Genomic DNA, 20,344 nt, shown 5'->3' on the forward strand with positions numbered 1-20,344 from the left:
TTCTTATCCCCTTTATATGCCTCTACTTTCTTATTTGTAAATAAGCACGAATCATAAAGTAACTCACTTCATTCGGAAGCTGTTCTTTAATAGATTTCAGACCACCATCTGCATTTTGAACGGCAGTTTCAATAAGAGACTCATACTCTGCTGGAACAAAGCTTTGCCAATCTACTTCCATTCCATCCTCATAGCAGCGAATTAAATGGTTTTCGATTGTTTGTCTTGATAAGTTACGTTCTTTTGCAATCTCATTCAAATCAATACCTTGTTTATACATTTCATACGTTTCTAAATGAGAATTTGCGGACGCTTTTCCTGACTTTTTACGCTCTGAAACTACTTCTGTCTTAATTGTTTCAGCATAATTTGGATTTTCCTCAATAAAATGCTGAACTGCTTGTAAGAAGTGCGAACCATATTTCACAAGTTTGTGTTCTCCGATACCTTTTACCGTCAACAATTCGGAATCACTTTGCGGCATTTTCACACACATATCTTTTAATGTTTGGTCAGAGAAAATAACGAACGGAGGTACACCTTCTCCTTGTGCAATTTCTTTACGTACTTCACGAAGCACTTCAAATAAAGGATGGTCTTGAACAATTTGTCTTGTCTCTACTCGTTCTTTTCGTAAAACATTCTCTTTACCAAGTAATACTTCTTTCCCTTTTTCAGTTACTTTTAACGTCGGATAAGTGCCATGTTCAACTGCAATTAACTCGTCTGAAATTAAAAACTCGATAAACTCACTGACCTCTTTTACACTACGGTTCGATAAAAGCCCATACGTTGGTAAAGTATGAAAATTAAATTCAATAACTTTCTTATTCTTCGACCCAGTTAATACTTGCGCTATCATTTGCTTTCCAAAGCGTTGGTTCGTTCTAATCATGCATGATAAAACCATTTGTGATTCCCTTGTCACATCGATGCTCTCGCGATTGTCTGTACAATTACCACAGCGTCCACAATCTTCTTTCGGTTCTTCTCCAAAGTATTGCAAAATGAATGATTGTAAACATTGTTCTGTATGACAGTAATCGGTCATATTTTGCAATTTTTCAAGTTCATTTGAAAAACGTGATTCTCCAGTTGATTGATCAATTAAAAAACGCTGTACTTGTACATCTTGAGAAGAATATAACAATATACATGTACTATCTAATCCGTCACGACCAGCACGTCCTGCTTCTTGATAGTAACTTTCCATATTTTTTGGAAGCTGATAATGAATTACGTAACGAATATTCGATTTATCAATACCCATCCCGAATGCAGATGTTGCTACCATTACACTTACTTCATCTCGTAAAAAGAGTTCTTGTTGCTCATTTCGATCAATATCACTCATACCAGCGTGATATTTTGATACAGAAACTCCTGCCTTCATTAAATCTTCATATAACTGATCGACTACTTTTCTAGTAGCTGCATATATAATCCCAGATTCCTTTTGATTTTGACGAATATAATCCGCCAAATATGCATTTCGATCTTGCCCTTTAATAACAGAAAACGATAAGTTCTCACGCTCAAACGTTGTCATAATTGTATTTTCTTGATTAATTTCAAGTGTATTACAAATATCATCACGTACTTGCGGTGTTGCTGTTGCTGTTAATGCTAATACAAGCGGCTTTTCTGGAAGATAATCTAATATGCGATGTATATGTAAATAACTTGGACGGAAATCATGTCCCCACTGTGAAATACAGTGTGCTTCATCAATCGCAATCATAGGGATTTTCATATCGATAAGTTGGTCAACAAACTCCATCGAATCAAGACGCTCAGGCGCGACATAAAGTAATTTGTAATGTCCTTGTTTCGCTAATTGAATTCGCTGATTTGCTTCAGCAATAGAAATAGAACTATTAATATATGTAGCTGAAATGCCATTCTGTACCAATGTATCTACTTGATCCTTCATAAGTGATATTAAAGGTGATATAACCAACGTCGTTCCTTCAAATACTAATGCCGGAATTTGATAACAAATCGACTTACCGCCACCCGTTGGCATAATACAAACCGTATCTTTCCCATCTAATACGTTTTTAATTGTTTCATCTTGTCCTCTTCGAAACGAAGAATAACCAAAGTAGGACGCTAAAAGTTCTTGTGCTTTAGTAAACAAAAAAGAGTCACCTGCTTTTCTTTATCTTTCATCTACTTCTATTATATCAATCACTTATGCGACTTGAAAGGGATGATTAGATGCTTATTGTTTTTTCATTATTCTATGTTTCTCCACCTATTTAATACTAACTAGCATCATTATTTTATATGTTTTACAACATTTATAATATAAATCCAGTACACAAGAAGAGAGAGTTTCAATTTAAACGTTCATTTTATTTCCCTTTCTTGAATACTACTAATCGTATACATATAAATTCAGGAGGTTACTATATGAAGCATCGTAATATGAGTTCCATCACGGCGAAAACGAAAACACAAAAACTCCAATTCTCTAATAATGATGCGTGGAAATATGAATCATACTATAAGTATCAGCCATTATTCTCTTATAAAAAGCTTTTTAATTTTCTTTCTCAACTTTTTAGACGTTAATATATGCGCAAAAAATATATCATTCACAAAATTTTTCTCAATATTAAATGTATAGACTTACTCCAATTCAGTTGTTACCATATATAATAATCTGTTGGATAAACCCCTTAAGTTGACCTGCTTATATTAGCAGGTCTTTTTCATGATTACATACTTCTGTGTACCTCGATCTCACTTCCAAGTCTTTTCTCCATTTTATAACCATATTTAACTCCCAACAATTCATGATTATCATGAATTGTTGGGAGTTAAATTGTTCACATATAATTATGCAATTTTTCTTTCTCAATACACAAAAGACATTTTACTTGTTACTATAAAAGTACTCCAGATGAGTTTTTTGCTCATCGACATTATCTAGTTATTGGGGCCTGCCGCGGGAAGCAGGTCCCTTTGACTGTATGAAGGTCCTAATTTCATTTGGACACATTTACCAGGTTTTTTCAAAAGAATTTTATGATAACATTACGTAGTCGAGTCCGACATCTCGGCAATACCCTTTTGAGGGTCTGCAACTTCCCTTGCAGACCCTCTTTTACTTTATATTCAATTTATTCGTATATACCACAACATCATTCACCTAATTTCTCCATTTCAAATTCCCTAAAAATAATCTAGGACACGTAACTAAAAATAAATCTTCATCATACTTTGAGTTATACATGTTCAAAGGAGTGTTACTATTTATGTATTCTTATTGGCAATCGTATTACTCCCCCTACCATAACCCTTATGTAAACTATGATTTATCCGTACGGAACTACCGAATTAGTAAAAATGAGAATTTTTTAAAAGGGTATATGCGTTCTTTATGGGAACAACACGTCGCTTGGACGAGATTGGCTATTATAAGTATAGTCTTTAATTTACCAGATGTTAACGTTACTGTTGGACGACTTCTACAAAACGCAACACATATGGGACTATCACTTGAACCATTTTACGGTGAGGATGCAGTGAAAAAATATAGTGCATTAATTAAAGATCACTTAGTAATTGCAGCGGATCTTGTTAAAGCCGCAAAAGCTGGTAATCAAAATGCAGCGGCCGCTATAGAGAAAAAATGGTACGCTAATGGTGATGAAATTATTGAATTTCTTAACAGTATCAACCCATATATAGATAAAGAAGAATTTAGAAAAATGTTTTATGAACATTTAGCACTAACGAAAGCAGAAGCACTTGCCTTCCTAAATAAAGATTATGAAGCAGGAGTAAAACTTTACGATAAAATTGAAAAAGAAGCATTGGAAATGGCCGACATGATAACAAACGCAATCGTAAAACAATTCCCGCAAGTATTTCAATAAAGTGAAACTTTAATCAGAGTAGGTATTACTACTAAGTAATACTTGATAAAAATAAGTCGATTTCCAAACATAAATCGGCTTATTTAGTTTTCTCTCTATGATATTTCACCTCTCCTCTTTACATTTAGCTTATATCGATATATTTTATTAATATCCGTTTTTTATAGGAGGAAATAGTTTGATTAACGCAATTGGTCTCGTTTTTATACTTACAAATAAACACGAGAAAAAAAAGAAAGTTTACTTAAATGAAAAATTTGCACTAATAGATATTATTGATTCTAAAGAAGTATTTGATGATGAAGGGAATCCTTTAGTAGAACTAACATGTAAATACAGTATATATTTAGATGAAAAATATTACTGTAAATCTCTCGATGATTATACCGGACAAGTATTTCCTTTCTTAAGTGCAAAAATAGGAAAAGGTCTTCTAAGAAACTTAAACTACTACTTTTCTTACGTTGATGCCTATGATAAGAAACCACCAGTTAAAGAAATAAGACCACTTATGAAACAAGTAACGAACAGATAGCCAAAAATACAAAAAAAAGAAAGCATCTAACTCTGGATGTTTTCTTTTTTATTGAAAACTCATTAACTTTCATCCTCTTCTAAAAGTATGTATCCAAGCATATTTTAAATTAAAAACATTGGAGGATTAGAGTCAATGAAATACTCAGAAACAATTATAAGCAAACGACTTCGAATACTTAAAATGACAGGTATGTTTTTCATGCTAGTGTTAATAGCATGGATTGGCTATACAAAATTACTTTATGAAAACGGCTTTCTTCAAGAAAAAAAGAATTCAGTAGAAGTAATGAACACTAGCATTACAGGAGAAATAGAGCAGCTTTTTCATATAAACTTGCAAGGTTATCGAAAAACAAGCCTTGATGCTGTTATAGAAGCAAGCAAAACCGATCCAAGTGAACTATCCCTAATTGAACTGGTCAACAAATCCTGCTCGCGAGATTGCATAGGCGAACCAGTAACATATGTAAACTCAAACAATGGATATATCTTTTATAAGGAATCTAATGGAACTAATGTAGCTATAACGGTTAAAAAGAAAGACACATGGGTAATTGTAAAGAAATCTGTTCAAGATGGAATATAATCACCCAAAAAAAGAGTACGTATCGTACTCTTTTTTATTATTAATACCCTTCCTCTTCATGAATACAATGGCATTTCGGTTTTGTTTTACAATGACATTTTTCACACTCACATTTCGGTTTCTCTTTGCAACAACATTCGTGAAAATCATTGCGTTTACATCTACATCTCCCAAACATTAAATTATCCCAAAATGTATTACAATTTCGGGAATGCCCACAATGACAAGTATTCCCCATGAATTTGCTTCCTCCTTAATAGAATTCATCATATTCTATGTTTAAAAGTATACAAAGGCTTGTTTATTAGTCTATTTTCTCCATATTATAAGTAGAGTTAAAAGATTACATAAAAATAAAAAACCGTCACATGACGGCTTTTTATTTAGCAAACTACTCTTTTGTATAAAAATATTTAATTCCTTTCGTATCTAACCAAGCAGTTGCTTTGTCCAGTTCGTTCCCTTGACGATAATCTGTTTCGAAATACACAAGCCCTTGGTTATCTCCACGAGATATTATTTTAGAAGTATATCCAAGCTTATCCATCATTTGAATCATGTCAGGAACTAAATTTATACCAAATTCATAAGTAACTACTTTGTTATATTTATTCACTATAATTCCAACCCCTTCTTGTTTTTTTATCGGCTCAACAATTGGATTTGTAAACCAAGCTAACGGCTTATTTCCAATCAGCTTATTTAAATCACACTTGCCGATACCAGCCACATTCCCTGTTTCTGTGTATTGCCAAATATCACATGAATACGCCGGTTTGTTACCACCATAACGAGGAATCCATACAAAATCAGAATTGAAATTTGCCATTCCAAATGGAGCATACATATGATGAGCAATATATAAACCAGCCTTCTTAGCTCCTAATCTGCGTAATTCATCAATAAAAGCTTGTGCACCCGCTCTCATATCGTTCATTGTTCTTACTTCTACGTCAGCTACCCAAACTGTTGCATTTTTATCACCACGGTTCCAAAAGTCTCTTGCTTCTATCCGTGCATCCTCTACTGAAACGAAACGACAGAACGCATAATTACCAAACGGAATATTCCGTGCTTTCATTGCTTGTACATAATTTTTATATAAAGGATCTACATAGTTTGAACCATCTTGCACACGTGCAATTACGAAATCCAATTGTGGTGCTGCGATATCCCAGTTAATGTCGCCATTCCATTTCGAAATATCCACAATATAACCCATTATTTAACATCTCCTTTTTCATTATTATATTCAAAGCTTGTTTTTTTGCTATTATCAACTAATAAATAGTATGAGAGGTAGTATATTATTGGGTAATAATTTAAAATTCGGCTTATGTATTGAGAAAACAAAATATTATTACAGGTTTAACAAGTAAAGATTTACAAAGCTCTAAACTATATAAAGTGAAACTATAATTAGTAGGAGGCTACGAGCAGTGAAATTCCCACTTAATTTCTTAGCTTCATCCGAATTTTGAGGTGAGAATTTTACTTCCCGCAAATAGCTTGATAAATAAAACCACCTTTCTGACAGGTGGTTTTGTGTACTAATTTACATATACATTGTCCATATTTTTATAGTTACTTAATATACTTGTTAACTAAAAATAAGACAATTTTTAGTTTTTAATCAAACCAATTTTCGTTTTATCTCACGTACTCATAGTACCATTTACGTGCATCTAACCAAGCTGTAAATTTATCGATATTCCCGGACGGATAGCCATTCGTTATAGCATAACCAATGCCATCTTTTTGAACGACAATTTGTCCATCAATACCCGCATCAACCATAGCTTGAGCCAAAGCTTGTAAATTACTAAATGCTACACCACCAGTTTTTACTTTGAGCAAATCCGCTGCACCTCCTCCAGTTTGTCCTGTAAGAGCAAATACAACAGAATTAGCGATTTTATCAACATTCCATTTTGCCATATCAGATTCATTGTCAATAAATCCTAATTCTATAAGAATAGCAGGTGCTTTCGTCCCATTTAATACCGCTAAATCTGTACGCTGTTTCGCACCTCGATCACGCCATCCAATATCTTTTGCTAGTTGAGCTGAGATTTTAGCCGCCAAATCTTTCTGATCATAATACAAAACCTCAACACCCTGTCCATTTCCATCACTTGCATTAAGATGAAAAGAAATAACTAAATCCACAGCATGGGAATTGCTATTCCGAATGATATTATTTAAATTTTGTGATTGAGTTGCCCCTACCTCGTCCGTATCGTCATAAACCGTGTGTCCTAGGGATCTTAACTTAGTCGCCACAGCATCTTTAACTTGCCTATCTAAAACGTGTTCTTTCCGATTCCCAAAATTAGCACCTTGAACAATACTATTGTGTCCTCCGTGCAAACTATATCTGGCCATTATTTATCAACATCTCCTTTCTTAATATCCTATTCAAAACTTGTCTTATTGCTATTCCCACTTACAATCTTAACTGTACCCATATGTCCTACATTTTCTAGAAGTGAAGCAATTTGTTCTCGATATAAAAAAGCTATCGCTTCATAAATCGAATGATTTATTCTCTAAATTACTTTTACATGAATGACGACACGAACAAAAAAAACATCACCCTTTCGGCGATGCCTAAAAACTCTATTTTACTTTTCAGCTCCCTAAATAAATAGAGTTTAAAATCACTGAAACTACACCTATATTTCCTCCCCTTCCTTCACAGCTTCTTTCAACCTCTGCAACATATATCCAATCCCTTTACACCCCTCTAGCGGATATGTAATCATTTCTTCTGGATATAACTTTGTCACTACTTTTTTATGCTTCTTCCCTGCTAGTAAGACGATTTCGTCAAACTGTAATAAACTTTTATCTACCATCTGTTTTTGTAATTGCTCTATATTTATTACCTCATCACTTTTTGAATCAAATGCAAGATCATAGTTTTCTAATACAATATCATTTGGTCTTAAAAATCCATGTTTCGCCGATAATATAACCCAGTTTTCGAAAAACATAGTTGCGTACGCCTGACATGCTTTTCCGAACGGACTAATATACACATCTTTTGCTTCCATCGGTCCGTAGTCTGAATGTTTATCCCAAATTTTCTTTTTTCCACATGGAATTATACATATCCTTTTCATATATATTTCTACTCCCTTTACTTTGGTAAATAAAATTCGTTATTTTGTACATTTTTCTCTCAAAATACTATATAATAATTCTGAAAAGTTTAAATTACACATTTTACCATATATGTACTATGGATCACTCTCATTGCAAATATTATAATACCATAAAAATTTTTGCATTTTTTTCTTCAAATTATTATAACTAAATTGCAATATTATAATTTATTAATTAAATTAGGAAGGAGGTCCATAAAAATGAAAAATATTATCCCTGCACTATTAGTCTATTTTATTGTTTGCGTTATTTCCGTTATCATCCCAGCATCTGAAGGCTATAATTATGTCGGCTGGAAGTTATTTGTTGGGCAAGTGTATGCGATACCTATTTTCTTCATTACTGCCATAATTACATTTTATATAAACAAGAAAAAATCTTACGAATAAACGATTATAAGGATAGCTAACGCTATCCTTATTTTAATTCGTTAATCAAATTTAGAATGACCCTTGCAGTACTTTATATCCTTTCTTCTAAAAAGTCAAACGCAACTTCTGTATTTCAGCGTTTAAACGTAGCTCCTCCGAGAGCCAGCTCTCTAATTCTGAAACCGACGTAATATTTCGTTCTAAAAGTGACTGTAATTTACTCTCCAAATCATTAAACATACACAATCCTCCCGTTTTTAATTTTCTGTTTTTTAGAGATAAAAAAGGACAAGTAGCCAATCTGACTACTTGTCCTTACTGTTCATCTGTACGCAATACGATTAAGCTTGGAATGCTTCTGTTAATACTGGTACGATTTGTTTTTTACGAGATACAACACCTTTTAAAGTAGCTGTGTTGTTTTCTAGTGATACGTTGTATGCTTTCTCAACAACGTTTGCTGCTTTACCGATCGCAAGACCGACAGAATCATTAGTTAAGATATCAGTTACAACGAATAAGAATAGGTCTAAACCTTTTTCTTCTACTACTGCAGAGATTACTTTTTCAAGTTCCGCTTGGTGTACAAGAACGTCGTTTGTATCAACAGCGTTTACTTGTGCGATTTCAACTTTCGCATTACCCATTTGGAATTCTTTAGCGTCAAGAGAGATTAATTGCTCCATTGTTTTTCCGCTTAAGTCAGCACCAGCTTTTAACATTTCTAAGCCGTAGTTATCTGCATCTACACCAGCGATTTGCGCTAATTCACGAGCAGCTGCTACGTCTTGTTCTGTGCAAGTTGGAGATTTGAATAGTAAAGAATCTGAAATGATTGCAGATAACATTAAACCTGCAACTTCTTTACGAATTGTTACGCCATTTTCTTTGTACATTTTGTTTAAGATTGTAGCTGTACAGCCAACTGGCTCACAACGATAGTATATAGGATCGCTTGTTTCAAAGTTAGCAATACGGTGATGGTCAATAACTTCTAACACACGAACTGATTCGATATCGTTAGCACTTTGTTGACGCTCGTTATGGTCAACTAAAATAACGTTGTCCACTTCGCTTGCTACTGTCTCAACAAAACGCGGTCCTTCTACTTTAAAATAGTCTAACGCAAATTGAGTTTCACCGCTGATTTCGCCTAAACGTACAGGCTCAGCATTCATTCCTAATTCTTTTTTCAATTCTGCATAAGCAATTGCAGAACAAATTGCATCTGTATCTGGGTTTTTATGCCCGAAAACTAGTACTTTTTCCATGTTTTCCACCTCTTCATGAAAAGGATATCTTAAAGAAGCAAATATGACAATATTTAAAGCATATTTTTTTATAAATAATTGCACTTTCTTCTATATTTTTCATCATTTTCATAAAAAAAATCATCTAAAATGAATTAGATGATCGAAATGTATGTTTCAATTAAAATAGTGTAGGAGCTTGCACTACATTGTTAAAAGCGAAATTTGAGGATAAGCCATTATTCAAAAGGTTTACATCTATAACTTGATAAAACGCATTTCCAGTGTCTGCAATTTCCCAAACAGCTAAAATAAGATGGTATCCACTACGGTCAGTTGGTACATTTGCTTCGTGCGTTACTGTTGTCCCTGGTCTAGCTCCACCGTCATTTTTCACATAGAATGGCACTAAATCTAAATCTGATCGCGTTAAAGGTTTATTTGGATTCCAACCTTTTTTCGTAATATAATATTTCCACTCTTTTGTACTATGAGGAGCCGTTAGTTTCCACTTGAATGTATTCGTCCCGCCATTTAACGTAACTTTCTTCCACCTATCTACAGTTTGAACATCTAAAGCGGGAAAATGACCAGCCCCTGCAATTTGTCCATCAGAAGGTCCTAGTTGCGGAAATCCACCTATCCCTTCTACGCTTTGTGGTTCATATTGAATCGGTCCACAATTTACATTTACCCCTTGCTTACATAAATAAGATCGGCTCGCTGGTGATTCTACATATCCATGAGCTGAAGCCTTTTCTGAAAATCCAAATGTTAATAATCCCGTAAGTAATACTCCACCACTTAAAATAACTTTCTTCATCTTTTGTAAACTATTCTTTTTCATACTTTCATCCCCTTCCGATAATAAAGCGAAAATAACTATAGTTGGCTAGTCATCTTCTCTACATTTATTATAAGACGAGAATCATTACTAAAAGAACCCTCTAAAAACTTTCTCAAATTCATTTAGTGCGTTAATTAGATTATAATTAACTATTTTAACACCGCCAGAAAAATATAGACTGTGTTAAAAATAGTCGTTTATTATTCACTTACTAATAATTAAGCACTCTCCCCGTTTGATTATACCTTAAATGTTTTTATAATAAATAACCGTAGCATCTAACTTTCCATTCGGAGAAATTGCATACCCTGGTATTGTTCCAACTTCTTGGTAGTCTAGTGATTTATACAATTTATTGGAAGGATCTCCTTCTCTAGTATCTAATACTAAAAGAGACCTGTTTTCTTGCTTTGCTCGTTCCTCTGCTTTTTGCATAAGCGATCGTCCAATACCGTTACGTCTAAAGTTTGGATGAGTCATTAATTTGCAAATCTCGGCTCTATGAATTCCGTTAGGCTTAGTAACTAATTGTAATTGAATACTCCCTGCTACTTCGTTGTTTATTTTAGCCACATACAATATCACTTCTGGCGCTAATACTGTTCGCCAATACTTTGTTGCGTCTTTTTGTTCCAGTGGAGGCAAAAAACCAATTGATGCCCCATCATTTACAACCATTTTTAAAAGTTTCGAAAGTTCTTCCATATCATTTTCTAGTTGCTTAATTTCTTCAATTACTAAATTTCGCATTACTTTTCCCCCTTTTGTTTCATTGTAACAATTTTTAAAGAAGGAATAATGAAATAATAAGATGAATTTATAGAAAGATATGATTTTTTGTGAAAGGATAACGATATGAAATATATATTAGATAGAACGTACGCAAAAGAATTACTCGAATGGGCATATGAACAAAACCCGGGCCCTTGGTTTGAACATTCACTACATGTTGCTCATGCAACTGAAAACATAATTATAGAACTTATAAAAAAAGGGTACAAGCTAGATGCTGACATAGCATATAATGCTGCCCTTTTGCATGATATCGGAAGATACAAAGGTTTTACCAAATCGGTTATTCATTCCTATGATGGTTATATGTATATGAATGATTTAGGGTATACAGGAAACGCTGTTATTTGTGTGACACACTCATTCCCATGCAAAAATGAACATATAAATATCGCAGCGGAGTGGAGTCTCGTTCCTGACCATATGAGAAGCCGGTTAGTTGAAATATTAAATGAACATTGTAACTACGATTTATACAATAAAGTAATTACTCTTTGTGACGCTCTTGCTGATGCGGATGGCTTTACTACGCTGGAAAGAAGATTAATTTCTGTTGGTTTGCGTCATGGTACAACATCTCATACATCTTTACATTGGAAAGGGTTTTATGCGATTAAGAAAGAATTAGAATCTTTAATCGGTAAGAGTATATACACAGTTCTTCCTGATGTAGAAAAATCTATTTATGAAGATATAGAATATTAAATTGCATACAAATTGAAAACGATAAAATTTGTATGTATGTTTCTAAAAAACTCTTTCAAAAGTGGAGGGATTTCTTATTAGTAAAATAGGATTTGACTTGATAAACCTTGAGATGAATTTTGATTTTGGATATGAAGATATAAAAGAGATTTCTATGAGATGTAAATTTTCTAACTGTTCACATACAAATGAACCAAACTGCGCGGTTAAAAGAGCTATCTCTGACGGTGCTCTTTCTGAAGAAGTAGTTAACAGTTACTATAGAGATTTTAATGAGGCACATTATGTTTCTAAACAGAAAAATAAAACAAAAGCCATTGACTATATGAAGCAATTGAAGCTTTTTACAAAACCTTAAGATTAAATAGTTGTTATTTCTCATTCCTACTAAATTTAAAATTCTCCCATTATTGTATAACCATAAATTGAACCCATCCTAGATAATTTTTATACTCAAATTTAATTTCACATAAAAAACGTTTTAAACATAAAGTTTAAAACGTTTTTTTATTCAATGCTTTTGATTTTTCAGTTCTGTTAAACACTCTTGCACTAAAGTTACCGCTTGACTCATCGCAGCTCCGCCAGCAAATGCTGCTGAAACACCACATGCTTCCAGAATCTCTTTATCCGAACATCCTTGATCAAGACAACCTTTTGTATGATAAATTGTACAATACTCATCTTGCGTTGCTAAACTAATTCCTAATGCAATAAGTTGCTTTTCTCTTTTTGTTAAAGCACCCTCTTGAAAACAAGCTTGCGTGAACGCATTATATGTCTCAGCGATTTCAGGAATTTGATTTGTAAAACTACCTATACCTTCTTTATAATGATGTAGAATATCATTTATCGAACTATGTTGCTCATGTTCCATCTTATTCCCTCCAGTCATATTATCCATACTTATTGTAGTATGTGATGAAATGGAGGCAATATACCTTCTTTAGAATTAAGAATTTTCAGTTAATTTAAGTTATAATTTTAAATTATCATCTACAATAACTTTTTCTCTAGAACGTTTTCTTTCAACCTCTTTACTTCTTTCTTCCCAAAATGTTAATCCTTCAATCCCCACATTTTTAGGATTAAATACTGGATCTTTCCCTTCTTTTTTCTGCGTTTCATAATCTTTTAACACTATTAATGCGGTTTTACTTAAAAGTAAGATTGCGATTAAGTTTAACCATGCCATACTACCAATTCCTAAATCTCCAAGATTCCATAAAAGCGACGCTGATTCAACACTACCGATGTAAACCATAATTAAAAATCCAAATTTTAAAACTGGTTTTAACCAGCCATACTTCAGTTGACGATCTAAATAAGTAAGTGTCGTTTCAGCGATATAGTAATAAGCGAGTAACGTTGTAAATGCAAAAAAGAAAATCGCAATTGAAATAAATATTGGACCAAACCCTGTTATCACAGTTTCAACTGCTTGTTGTGTATAAATTGGACCAGCTTCCACATTTCCTATATTTTGTACAATAGCGGTTTTCCCTTCAGGTATAACATTATACATACCTGTTATTAAAATCATAAGAGCTGTCGCTGTACATACGACAATTGTATCGATATATACGGAAAATGCTTGAACTAATCCTTGTTTTGCAGGATGCGATACTTCAGCAGCCGCCGAACTATACGTCGCTTCTCCGACACCAGCAACGTTTGAAAATACAGCGCGTTTTACGCCCCATGCAATAGCTGCACCAACAATTCCACCAAACATTTCATTTACACCAAATGCACTAGAGAAAATTAAAGCAAACATACTTGGAATCTCCGTTACATTCGCAATTAATATGATACATGTAACAATTACATAACCAATTGCCATAAATGGCACAAGCATTTGAGAAACACCGGCAATTCTCTTTACACCACCAAAAATAATTGCTGCTAGTAACACGACTAAAAATATACCAGTTATATATTTGCTAATACCATTAGAGTTTTCGAATCCAACTGCGATACTACTAGATTGAATACCTGGTAATAACACGCCATACGAAAGTGTTACAACTACCGCTACAATGACTGCAAACCATTTCATTTTTAAACCTTTCTCAATAAAATATGGAGTACCGCCGCGATATTCATTCCCTACTTTACTTTTGTATACTTGAGATAATGTTGATTCTACAAACGCACTCGCTGCCCCTAACAAAGCCATGACCCACATCCAAAATACAGCTCCAGGCCCGCCGAAAGCGATAGCTGTCGCTACCCCTGCAATATTACCAATTCCAACTCTTCCCGATAAGGCTAAACAAAATGCCTGAAAAGATGATATTCCTGTCTCTGAACTCTTTCCTTCAAATAATAGTTTAATCATCTCTTTAAAATAACGAATTTGCAAAAAGCGTGTTGCAATCGTGAAATATACGCCTGCCCCTAATGCAAAAACAACTAAACCGATACTCCACACTTGCCCTACTAACCATTCTACTAAATTCTCCATCCAAATCCCCCTTATCATTCTTTGGAAAAGCAATTTTGTATATAAAAAACGGACAACTATTATCAAACTTTCTAGTTGTCCGCATCTTTCATTATTTCATCCCTCAATTATTTTCAGTAAAACGTCCTATTATTTTATATTTACCCAAACACTTTTCACTTCTGTATAATTATCAAGCGCATATGAACCTAACTCGCGACCAATACCAGATTGTTTGTATCCACCAAATGGTACAGCTGCATTTTCTAAGTTATAATCATTAATCCATACTGTTCCTGCTTTTAATTTATTTGCCACTTGATGACCCGTTTTGATATTTTGCGTCCATACACCCGCAGCAAGGCCATAGGATGAGTTGTTCGCTCGTTCAATTACTTCTTCTGTCGAATCAAATGGAAGTACAACAACAACTGGTCCAAATATTTCTTCCTTAACGATTGTCATATCGTCTGTAACGCCTGTGAATACAGTTGGCTTAACGAAATAACCTTTTTCAAGCGCACGTTCACCACCAGCCGCAACTGTAGCACCTTCTTTCTTCCCTTGCTCAATGTAATGTAACACACGCTCTTGTTGTTTCTTAGATACGAGTGGACCCATTTCCGTTTCTTTATCCATACCTGCTCCAAGTTTTACGTTGTTCGCCATTTTCACAAGTGCATCTACTACAGTTTCATAATGTTTACGATGAACAAACACACGTGATCCTGCGCTACAATTTTGACCGTGATTATACATAATACCTTGGAATGCACCATTAATTGCTTCTTCCAAGTCCGCATCTTCTAAAATGATATTTGGTGATTTTCCGCCAAGCTCTAACGTTACATGCTTAATCATTTCTGCAGACTGACGCATAATATACTTTCCAGTAACAGTAGATCCTGTAAAAGCAACTTTATCAATGTCATGGTGATTTACAATTGCCGTCCCTGCTTCAGGACCAAATCCTGGTACAAAGTTTACAACACCGTTTGGAAATCCAGCCTCTTTAAAGAGTTTCGCTGTATACAGTAAAGATAAAGGCGTTTGCTCTGCTGGCTTTAATACGATCGTACAACCTGTCGCCAGTGCAGCTCCCATTTTCCAAGAAGACATAACGAGCGGAAAATTCCACGGAATAATCTGACCTACAACACCCACAGGTTCATGTCTCGTGTAATTTAAGTAATCTTTTGAAATTGGTATGGTTTGCCCAATAATTTTTGTAGCCCATCCTGCGTAATAACGATAATTTTCTACAGTCGCTGAAATATCATCATCAAGTGCTACTTGATATGGCTTTCCATTATCTAAAGCTTCTAGTTGCGCTAATTCTTCTCTATGTTCTTCAATTAAATCTGCTAATTTATAAATAAGATGCGCTCTTTCAGCAGTAGTCATTTCTGCCCACGGACCAGATTCAAATGCAGATCTTGCCGCTTTTACTGCAGCATCAATATCCTCTTCTTGCGCTTCACATACGACAGCTAGAACATCTTCTGTAGCCGGATTATACGTTTCAAACGTCTTTCCGCCAATAGCAGAAACAAATTCGCCATTAATAAACATTTTAATTTCTTCATTTAAGAACGCTTCCACTTTTGGTTTCAGCTCAATATTTGTCTTTAACATTATGTTCTCCTCCTTATTTAAACAGCTGCATGAGCTGCAATATTTGATAAAATCATTTGAAGCTTTTGATCTTCGTCAGCAGTTAACCCTAGTCTTGGATAGCGAGAAGGTCCTCCGGCTTGCCCATGTAATTCCATAGAACGTTTAACGATTTGAACATATTTCCCTGATCCTTCAAGAAACTCGCAAAGTGGTAAAATAGCATCGTTTATTTCCCACGCCTTTTCTAATTCACCATTTTGAAAATGCTCATACATTTTTGTAACGAGACCGGGAACGATATTTCCTGCTACTGAAACCCATCCCGAGGCACCAACTAAATATGATTCCATAACTAAATCTTCAGAACCACAGAAGACTTGGAAAGCCCCTTCACTTTGTCTTACTAAATCTCTTGCTTTTCGAATATCTCCGCTAGATTCTTTAATATGTGTAACATTTTCACACTCTTTTCCAATACGGAGCATTAGCTCTGTACTCATATCGACACCAGAAGTAAATGGGTTATTGTATAGCATAATTGGTATATTTACAGAGTTTGAGATTTCTTTAAAATGAAAATAAATCTCCTCTTCCTTCGGTTTACAATAGTAAGAGTTTATAATTAATGCACAATCCGCTCCGTGCGCTTCTGCATGTTTCGTATATTCAATTGTTTCTTTTGTGGTCTCTGCTGCAGTTCCAACAATGACTGGAATACGGCCATCAATTTCTTTCAACACAGTTTCTACCATTTTAAATCGCTCTTCTTTTGATAAACTTACAAACTCTCCTGTACTTCCATTAATGATAATACCTGCAACCTTTTGTTCGATAAAGTAATTTACATTTTGTTTTACCCCATCCCAATTAATTTCCTGAAATTCATCCATCGGTGTTATTAATACTGGAAATGCCCCTTTAATTTTTTGCATATTTATCTCTCCCTATCACATTTTATTTTAATAAGAATCCTGCCGGAAACGGATCCGTAGGGTCTAATAGAAACGTCTGCATCCCTGTAATAAATCCTCTACTTTCAAAACGGAAAATGTATCCTAGTTCCTCCTTCTTCACTTTTTCCACAGTTATAAAACTATTAAATATACTTTCATTTTTAAAAGGTTTATCCGCCATATAATCATTTTTAAATAATGCATGAACATAGGAAACGATAGTAGAAACAAAACCTGGCGAACGTACGATAAAGTTATCTTCATGAAATGTAATCGACTTTATATGGTTCTTTTCTTTTTGCGAAGGATCTACTAAAATAAGCCTTTTTATTAGCGACTGTTTTTGTATAGCCTGCAGTGTAGCTTCTCCCCATCTTTTCAATTCAGAAATGTTTTCAACACGAATTTCTGGCGAATACGCACCTTTTTCTACAACTGCATATACTTTATCTGCTTGTATGAGAGAATAACTTACATTACCAACCTGTAAATTTTCCTCAATCAAATAGCAAAGTTTGCTTTCAAACGAAACAGATATAACTTCATCATTCTCTACATACGCATGAACTAAAAATATTCCAGATAACGTTTCAATTTTGTATTGATTGGACTCTCTCTTTTTTAAATACCCACTTTCGAGTAACATCGTTATTACCGCAACAATGCCCCCATAATGAAGCGGAATCGAACCTTCATGATTAAAAAATAATACAGCTGCATCCACTTCATTATGGATAGATGGAACGACAATACACCCATTCAAACCGATAAAACCACGTGGTTCATTTAATAAAAGCTTCATCTCTTCTGCTAATTCACCTGAAAATTGTTCATTTAATTGCTCCAAACTGTAGTAGTATTTGCACGGTACGTCTTTCATTACACGAAATGCCTCGCCATTTACATGTACGTCTACTGCTGTATACATTTTTTGAATGTTCATTTTATATCCTCCGTTTCATGTTCCATCGGCGGAATTAGCAAAAATCCTTCTTTAAGTGGATCCATTTCATTGTAAAAAAATCTATGCATACCCATAAGCCAAGCTGATCCCGTAATTTTCGTTATGACAGCTTCAATATTTTCAACATGTGTCGTATTCATGACATATCCTTTAAATAAAGAACCAACGATACTCTCATGAATGAACTCTTCACCAATTTCGATTTCTTTCTGAGCGTATAATACAGCTAGCTTCGCAGATGTTCCTGTACCGCATGGAGATCGATCTATTCCGCCTGGTGGTACAACAACTGTATTTTTCACATGCGCACATTCATGAGTAGGATCTGTATAAAATTCAACATGTGTTAATCCTCTTATAAACGAATACTCTGGATGAGTGATTTCAAACTTCTCATTAATTGTGTTTCTTATATGAATCGCCTTATCGATGATTGTAGATGCATTTTCTGGTACTAATTCTAGATCTACTGATTTCGCATCAATAATGGCATAAAAATTCCCTCCATACGCAATATCAGCCTCTATAGTCCCAATGTCTTTCACTTGTACAGTAATATTTTTCAATAAAAAAGCTGGTATGTTACAGAAAGATACTTCTTTTGCTTTTCCATCTTGAACAGCAATATCTACTTCAACTAAGCCAGCCGGTGTATCTAGTTTTAAAGAAGTAATCGGTTCAACTACCGGAATTAAACCTGATTCAACTAACGCTGTACATACACCGATTGTATCGTGACCACACATCGGTAAATATCCACCTGTCTCTATGTATATAACACCTATATCAGCCTCAGGATGACACGGGTCTGTTAATAATGCTCCTGACATTACATCATGACCACGCGGTTCATTCATTAACAATTTTCGAATCCAATCATACTCCTTTTTCATATGTAACATCTTCTCTGCCATCGTCTCTCCAATCAACTTTGGAAGTCCACTAATTAATGTCCTCGTTGGATTCCCACCTGTGTGTGTATCAATCGTCGTAAAGACTCTTTGTGACCTCATCTGTTTAACACCCTTTCTGTAAAACGACTCAAACGAAGTGGTTCAATAGGAATAATTGTCTCTTTTTCATTTAATAACTCTTCAATTACTTTTCCAGTAACTGCTGCAAGACTAATCCCATCACCTTCATGTCCAGCGGCAATGAAATAATTCGGAATATGTTCCACTCGTGAAATAATCGGTAAATGATCTTCTGTCCACGGACGTAAACCAGCGTAAGAACGAATTACCATCATATCTGCCATTTTCGGATAAAAGCGAATTGCTCTATTTGCGATACATTTAATGACTTCATTATTTATCCTCGTATGAAATCCTACAAATTCACGACTACTACCAATTAAGAAATTTTGACTTTCAGTAGGCTCAAATACGAGCGCAACCCCGTATTTTTCAGTTAAAGCATCTACTTTTCGTTTTCCGCCAAATTTAGAAATTAAATAACCGAATTCCATTACTTTACGGCATCCTACGTGTTGTTGCCTTGAAGCTACAATAATATGCCCTTTTCTCGGTTCAATTGGTATATTTATATTTAACATCTGACCAATCTTAGGAGCCCACACACCGGCTGCATTTACAACTTGTTGTGCTGTAAAAGTTCCATTCGTAGTTTCTACAACAAATGAACCATCCGTCTCTATTTCCATACTCTTTACTTCCGTCTGCTTAAAAGCTTTTGCGCCAAACTTTTGTGCCTCTGACAGAAGCGAGAAAGCAAGGAGATATGGATTCACAGTTGAATCCGTCGCACATTCTAAACCGCCTAATAAATCCTCAGCAAAAAAAGGCGACTCTTCCCTTATATCTTGCCTATCAAGCATTCGAAACGGTAATCCAGCTTCTTTTTGCCGATTTACCCATTGCTGCGCAGCTTCCATCTCTTCGTCTGACTCACATACGAGAATACTTCCTGGTGCCCTATATTCAAATGAATGCTCTAATTCTTCACTTAAATCAGTTACTAATTTTTGACTTACTAAAGACATTTGACTATCAAATCCTGGGTCTTTATCAATGGCCAAAATATTCCCATCACACCGTGAAGACGTCCCGCTGACAAATTCCCCTTTTTCAATGATTGTTACGTCTCTTCCGTATTTTGAAGTGTAATAAGCGATAGAACACCCTATTATTCCACCACCTATAATTAAAACGTCGCAGTGCCTCACAATATACTCCTCCTTTCCTAGCCCTCTCACTTTCTT

23 protein-coding genes are annotated in these 20,344 nt (G+C 34.7%); 7 read left to right on the forward strand and 16 right to left on the reverse strand.

Going from position 1 to position 20,344, the window contains the following annotated elements; genetic code table 11:
• Positions 1 to 22: 22 nt before the first annotated feature.
• The gene (recQ, locus tag ACTFRU_RS02250; protein ID WP_048535476.1) at positions 23 to 2,140 is read right to left on the reverse strand and encodes a DNA helicase RecQ; all 2,118 of its coding nucleotides are present in this window, start codon (positions 2,138 to 2,140) and stop codon (positions 23 to 25) included.
• Between the two features lie 275 nt (positions 2,141 to 2,415).
• Between recQ and ACTFRU_RS02255 the strand changes: the two genes are divergently transcribed.
• The 4 genes from ACTFRU_RS02255 to ACTFRU_RS02270 all read left to right on the forward strand — a co-directional run bounded on the left by ACTFRU_RS02255 (position 2,416) and on the right by ACTFRU_RS02270 (position 5,010).
• Positions 2,416 to 2,577 carry a hypothetical protein gene (locus tag ACTFRU_RS02255; RefSeq protein WP_000682743.1) on the forward strand — a complete coding sequence of 54 codons (162 nt, stop codon included), beginning with the start codon at positions 2,416 to 2,418 and terminating at the stop codon, positions 2,575 to 2,577.
• 686 nt (positions 2,578 to 3,263) lie between these two features.
• Entirely contained in the window at positions 3,264 to 3,887 is a 624-nt protein-coding gene (locus tag ACTFRU_RS02260; protein WP_000287728.1) for a hypothetical protein, read from the forward strand.
• A gap of 178 nt (positions 3,888 to 4,065) precedes the next feature.
• Positions 4,066 to 4,422, forward strand: coding sequence for a hypothetical protein (locus tag ACTFRU_RS02265; RefSeq protein ID WP_000606231.1), 357 nt, complete (start codon positions 4,066 to 4,068; stop codon positions 4,420 to 4,422).
• A 135-nt stretch (positions 4,423 to 4,557) separates the two neighbouring features.
• Positions 4,558 to 5,010, forward strand: coding sequence for a hypothetical protein (locus ACTFRU_RS02270; protein WP_000877572.1), 453 nt, complete (start codon positions 4,558 to 4,560; stop codon positions 5,008 to 5,010).
• Here the strand turns inward: ACTFRU_RS02270 and ACTFRU_RS02275 are convergent, their stop codons facing one another.
• From ACTFRU_RS02275 to ACTFRU_RS02290, 4 genes are all read right to left on the reverse strand, one after another.
• A complete protein-coding gene (locus tag ACTFRU_RS02275) occupies positions 5,011 to 5,184 on the reverse strand; it encodes a hypothetical protein (protein ID WP_000503004.1) in 174 nt (57 codons plus the stop codon).
• Between the two features lie 217 nt (positions 5,185 to 5,401).
• The gene (locus ACTFRU_RS02280; protein ID WP_166695094.1) at positions 5,402 to 6,232 is read right to left on the reverse strand and encodes a GH25 family lysozyme; all 831 of its coding nucleotides are present in this window, start codon (positions 6,230 to 6,232) and stop codon (positions 5,402 to 5,404) included.
• 428 nt (positions 6,233 to 6,660) lie between these two features.
• Positions 6,661 to 7,395 carry an N-acetylmuramoyl-L-alanine amidase gene (locus tag ACTFRU_RS02285; RefSeq protein ID WP_006920619.1) on the reverse strand — a complete coding sequence of 245 codons (735 nt, stop codon included), beginning with the start codon at positions 7,393 to 7,395 and terminating at the stop codon, positions 6,661 to 6,663.
• Between the two features lie 290 nt (positions 7,396 to 7,685).
• Entirely contained in the window at positions 7,686 to 8,135 is a 450-nt protein-coding gene (locus ACTFRU_RS02290; RefSeq protein ID WP_000820903.1) for a DUF6884 domain-containing protein, read from the reverse strand.
• A 243-nt stretch (positions 8,136 to 8,378) separates the two neighbouring features.
• On the opposite strand from ACTFRU_RS02290, the gene ACTFRU_RS02295 reads away from it, so the two are divergent.
• Positions 8,379 to 8,567 (forward strand): DUF4017 family protein, encoded by a 189-nt coding sequence (locus tag ACTFRU_RS02295; RefSeq protein WP_000789485.1) that lies wholly within the window; start codon positions 8,379 to 8,381, stop codon positions 8,565 to 8,567.
• 87 nt (positions 8,568 to 8,654) lie between these two features.
• Here the strand turns inward: ACTFRU_RS02295 and ACTFRU_RS02300 are convergent, their stop codons facing one another.
• The 4 genes from ACTFRU_RS02300 to ACTFRU_RS02315 form a co-directional block, all read right to left on the reverse strand.
• Positions 8,655 to 8,789, reverse strand: a complete 135-nt coding sequence (locus tag ACTFRU_RS02300) for a hypothetical protein (RefSeq protein ID WP_000481362.1) — start codon at positions 8,787 to 8,789, stop codon at positions 8,655 to 8,657.
• A 101-nt stretch (positions 8,790 to 8,890) separates the two neighbouring features.
• Positions 8,891 to 9,820 (reverse strand): manganese-dependent inorganic pyrophosphatase, encoded by a 930-nt coding sequence (gene ppaC / locus ACTFRU_RS02305; RefSeq protein ID WP_000416873.1) that lies wholly within the window; start codon positions 9,818 to 9,820, stop codon positions 8,891 to 8,893.
• A 160-nt stretch (positions 9,821 to 9,980) separates the two neighbouring features.
• Complete coding sequence (locus ACTFRU_RS02310; RefSeq protein WP_000742279.1) at positions 9,981 to 10,646, reverse strand: lytic polysaccharide monooxygenase; 666 nt, start codon at positions 10,644 to 10,646, stop codon at positions 9,981 to 9,983.
• A gap of 246 nt (positions 10,647 to 10,892) precedes the next feature.
• Complete coding sequence (locus ACTFRU_RS02315; protein ID WP_016122672.1) at positions 10,893 to 11,396, reverse strand: GNAT family N-acetyltransferase; 504 nt, start codon at positions 11,394 to 11,396, stop codon at positions 10,893 to 10,895.
• A 105-nt stretch (positions 11,397 to 11,501) separates the two neighbouring features.
• On the opposite strand from ACTFRU_RS02315, the gene ACTFRU_RS02320 reads away from it, so the two are divergent.
• Both ACTFRU_RS02320 and ACTFRU_RS02325 read left to right on the forward strand, forming a co-directional pair.
• On the forward strand, positions 11,502 to 12,143 hold the full coding sequence (locus ACTFRU_RS02320; protein ID WP_006920616.1) for an HD domain-containing protein: 642 nt from the start codon (positions 11,502 to 11,504) through the stop codon (positions 12,141 to 12,143).
• 61 nt (positions 12,144 to 12,204) lie between these two features.
• Entirely contained in the window at positions 12,205 to 12,501 is a 297-nt protein-coding gene (locus tag ACTFRU_RS02325) for a hypothetical protein (RefSeq protein ID WP_080120270.1), read from the forward strand.
• A 153-nt stretch (positions 12,502 to 12,654) separates the two neighbouring features.
• On the opposite strand, the gene ACTFRU_RS02330 is transcribed toward ACTFRU_RS02325, so the two are convergent.
• The 7 genes from ACTFRU_RS02330 to ACTFRU_RS02360 form a co-directional block, all read right to left on the reverse strand.
• On the reverse strand, positions 12,655 to 13,047 hold the full coding sequence (locus tag ACTFRU_RS02330) for a carboxymuconolactone decarboxylase family protein (protein WP_001999958.1): 393 nt from the start codon (positions 13,045 to 13,047) through the stop codon (positions 12,655 to 12,657).
• 72 nt (positions 13,048 to 13,119) lie between these two features.
• Positions 13,120 to 14,610, reverse strand: coding sequence for an alanine/glycine:cation symporter family protein (locus tag ACTFRU_RS02335; RefSeq protein ID WP_088362607.1), 1,491 nt, complete (start codon positions 14,608 to 14,610; stop codon positions 13,120 to 13,122).
• 129 nt (positions 14,611 to 14,739) lie between these two features.
• Complete coding sequence (locus ACTFRU_RS02340) at positions 14,740 to 16,224, reverse strand: aldehyde dehydrogenase family protein (protein ID WP_088362608.1); 1,485 nt, start codon at positions 16,222 to 16,224, stop codon at positions 14,740 to 14,742.
• Between the two features lie 17 nt (positions 16,225 to 16,241).
• Positions 16,242 to 17,138: a 4-hydroxy-tetrahydrodipicolinate synthase gene (gene dapA / locus ACTFRU_RS02345; protein ID WP_001169448.1), complete on the reverse strand. Its 897-nt coding sequence runs from the start codon at positions 17,136 to 17,138 to the stop codon at positions 16,242 to 16,244.
• 22 nt (positions 17,139 to 17,160) lie between these two features.
• Positions 17,161 to 18,102: a proline racemase family protein gene (locus ACTFRU_RS02350; RefSeq protein ID WP_001025560.1), complete on the reverse strand. Its 942-nt coding sequence runs from the start codon at positions 18,100 to 18,102 to the stop codon at positions 17,161 to 17,163.
• A complete protein-coding gene (locus ACTFRU_RS02355; RefSeq protein WP_001257540.1) occupies positions 18,099 to 19,136 on the reverse strand; it encodes a proline racemase family protein in 1,038 nt (345 codons plus the stop codon). The genes ACTFRU_RS02350 and ACTFRU_RS02355 overlap by 4 nt, the downstream gene beginning before the upstream one ends.
• Complete coding sequence (locus tag ACTFRU_RS02360; RefSeq protein WP_001215265.1) at positions 19,133 to 20,308, reverse strand: NAD(P)/FAD-dependent oxidoreductase; 1,176 nt, start codon at positions 20,306 to 20,308, stop codon at positions 19,133 to 19,135. The genes ACTFRU_RS02355 and ACTFRU_RS02360 overlap by 4 nt, the downstream gene beginning before the upstream one ends.
• Between the last annotated feature and the right edge of the window lie 36 nt (positions 20,309 to 20,344).

Origin of the sequence: Bacillus cereus group sp. MYBK220-1 (genome assembly GCF_051916445.1) — a bacterium.
In the GTDB taxonomy this organism is placed as follows: Bacteria; Bacillota; Bacilli; order Bacillales; family Bacillaceae_G; genus Bacillus_A; species Bacillus_A cereus.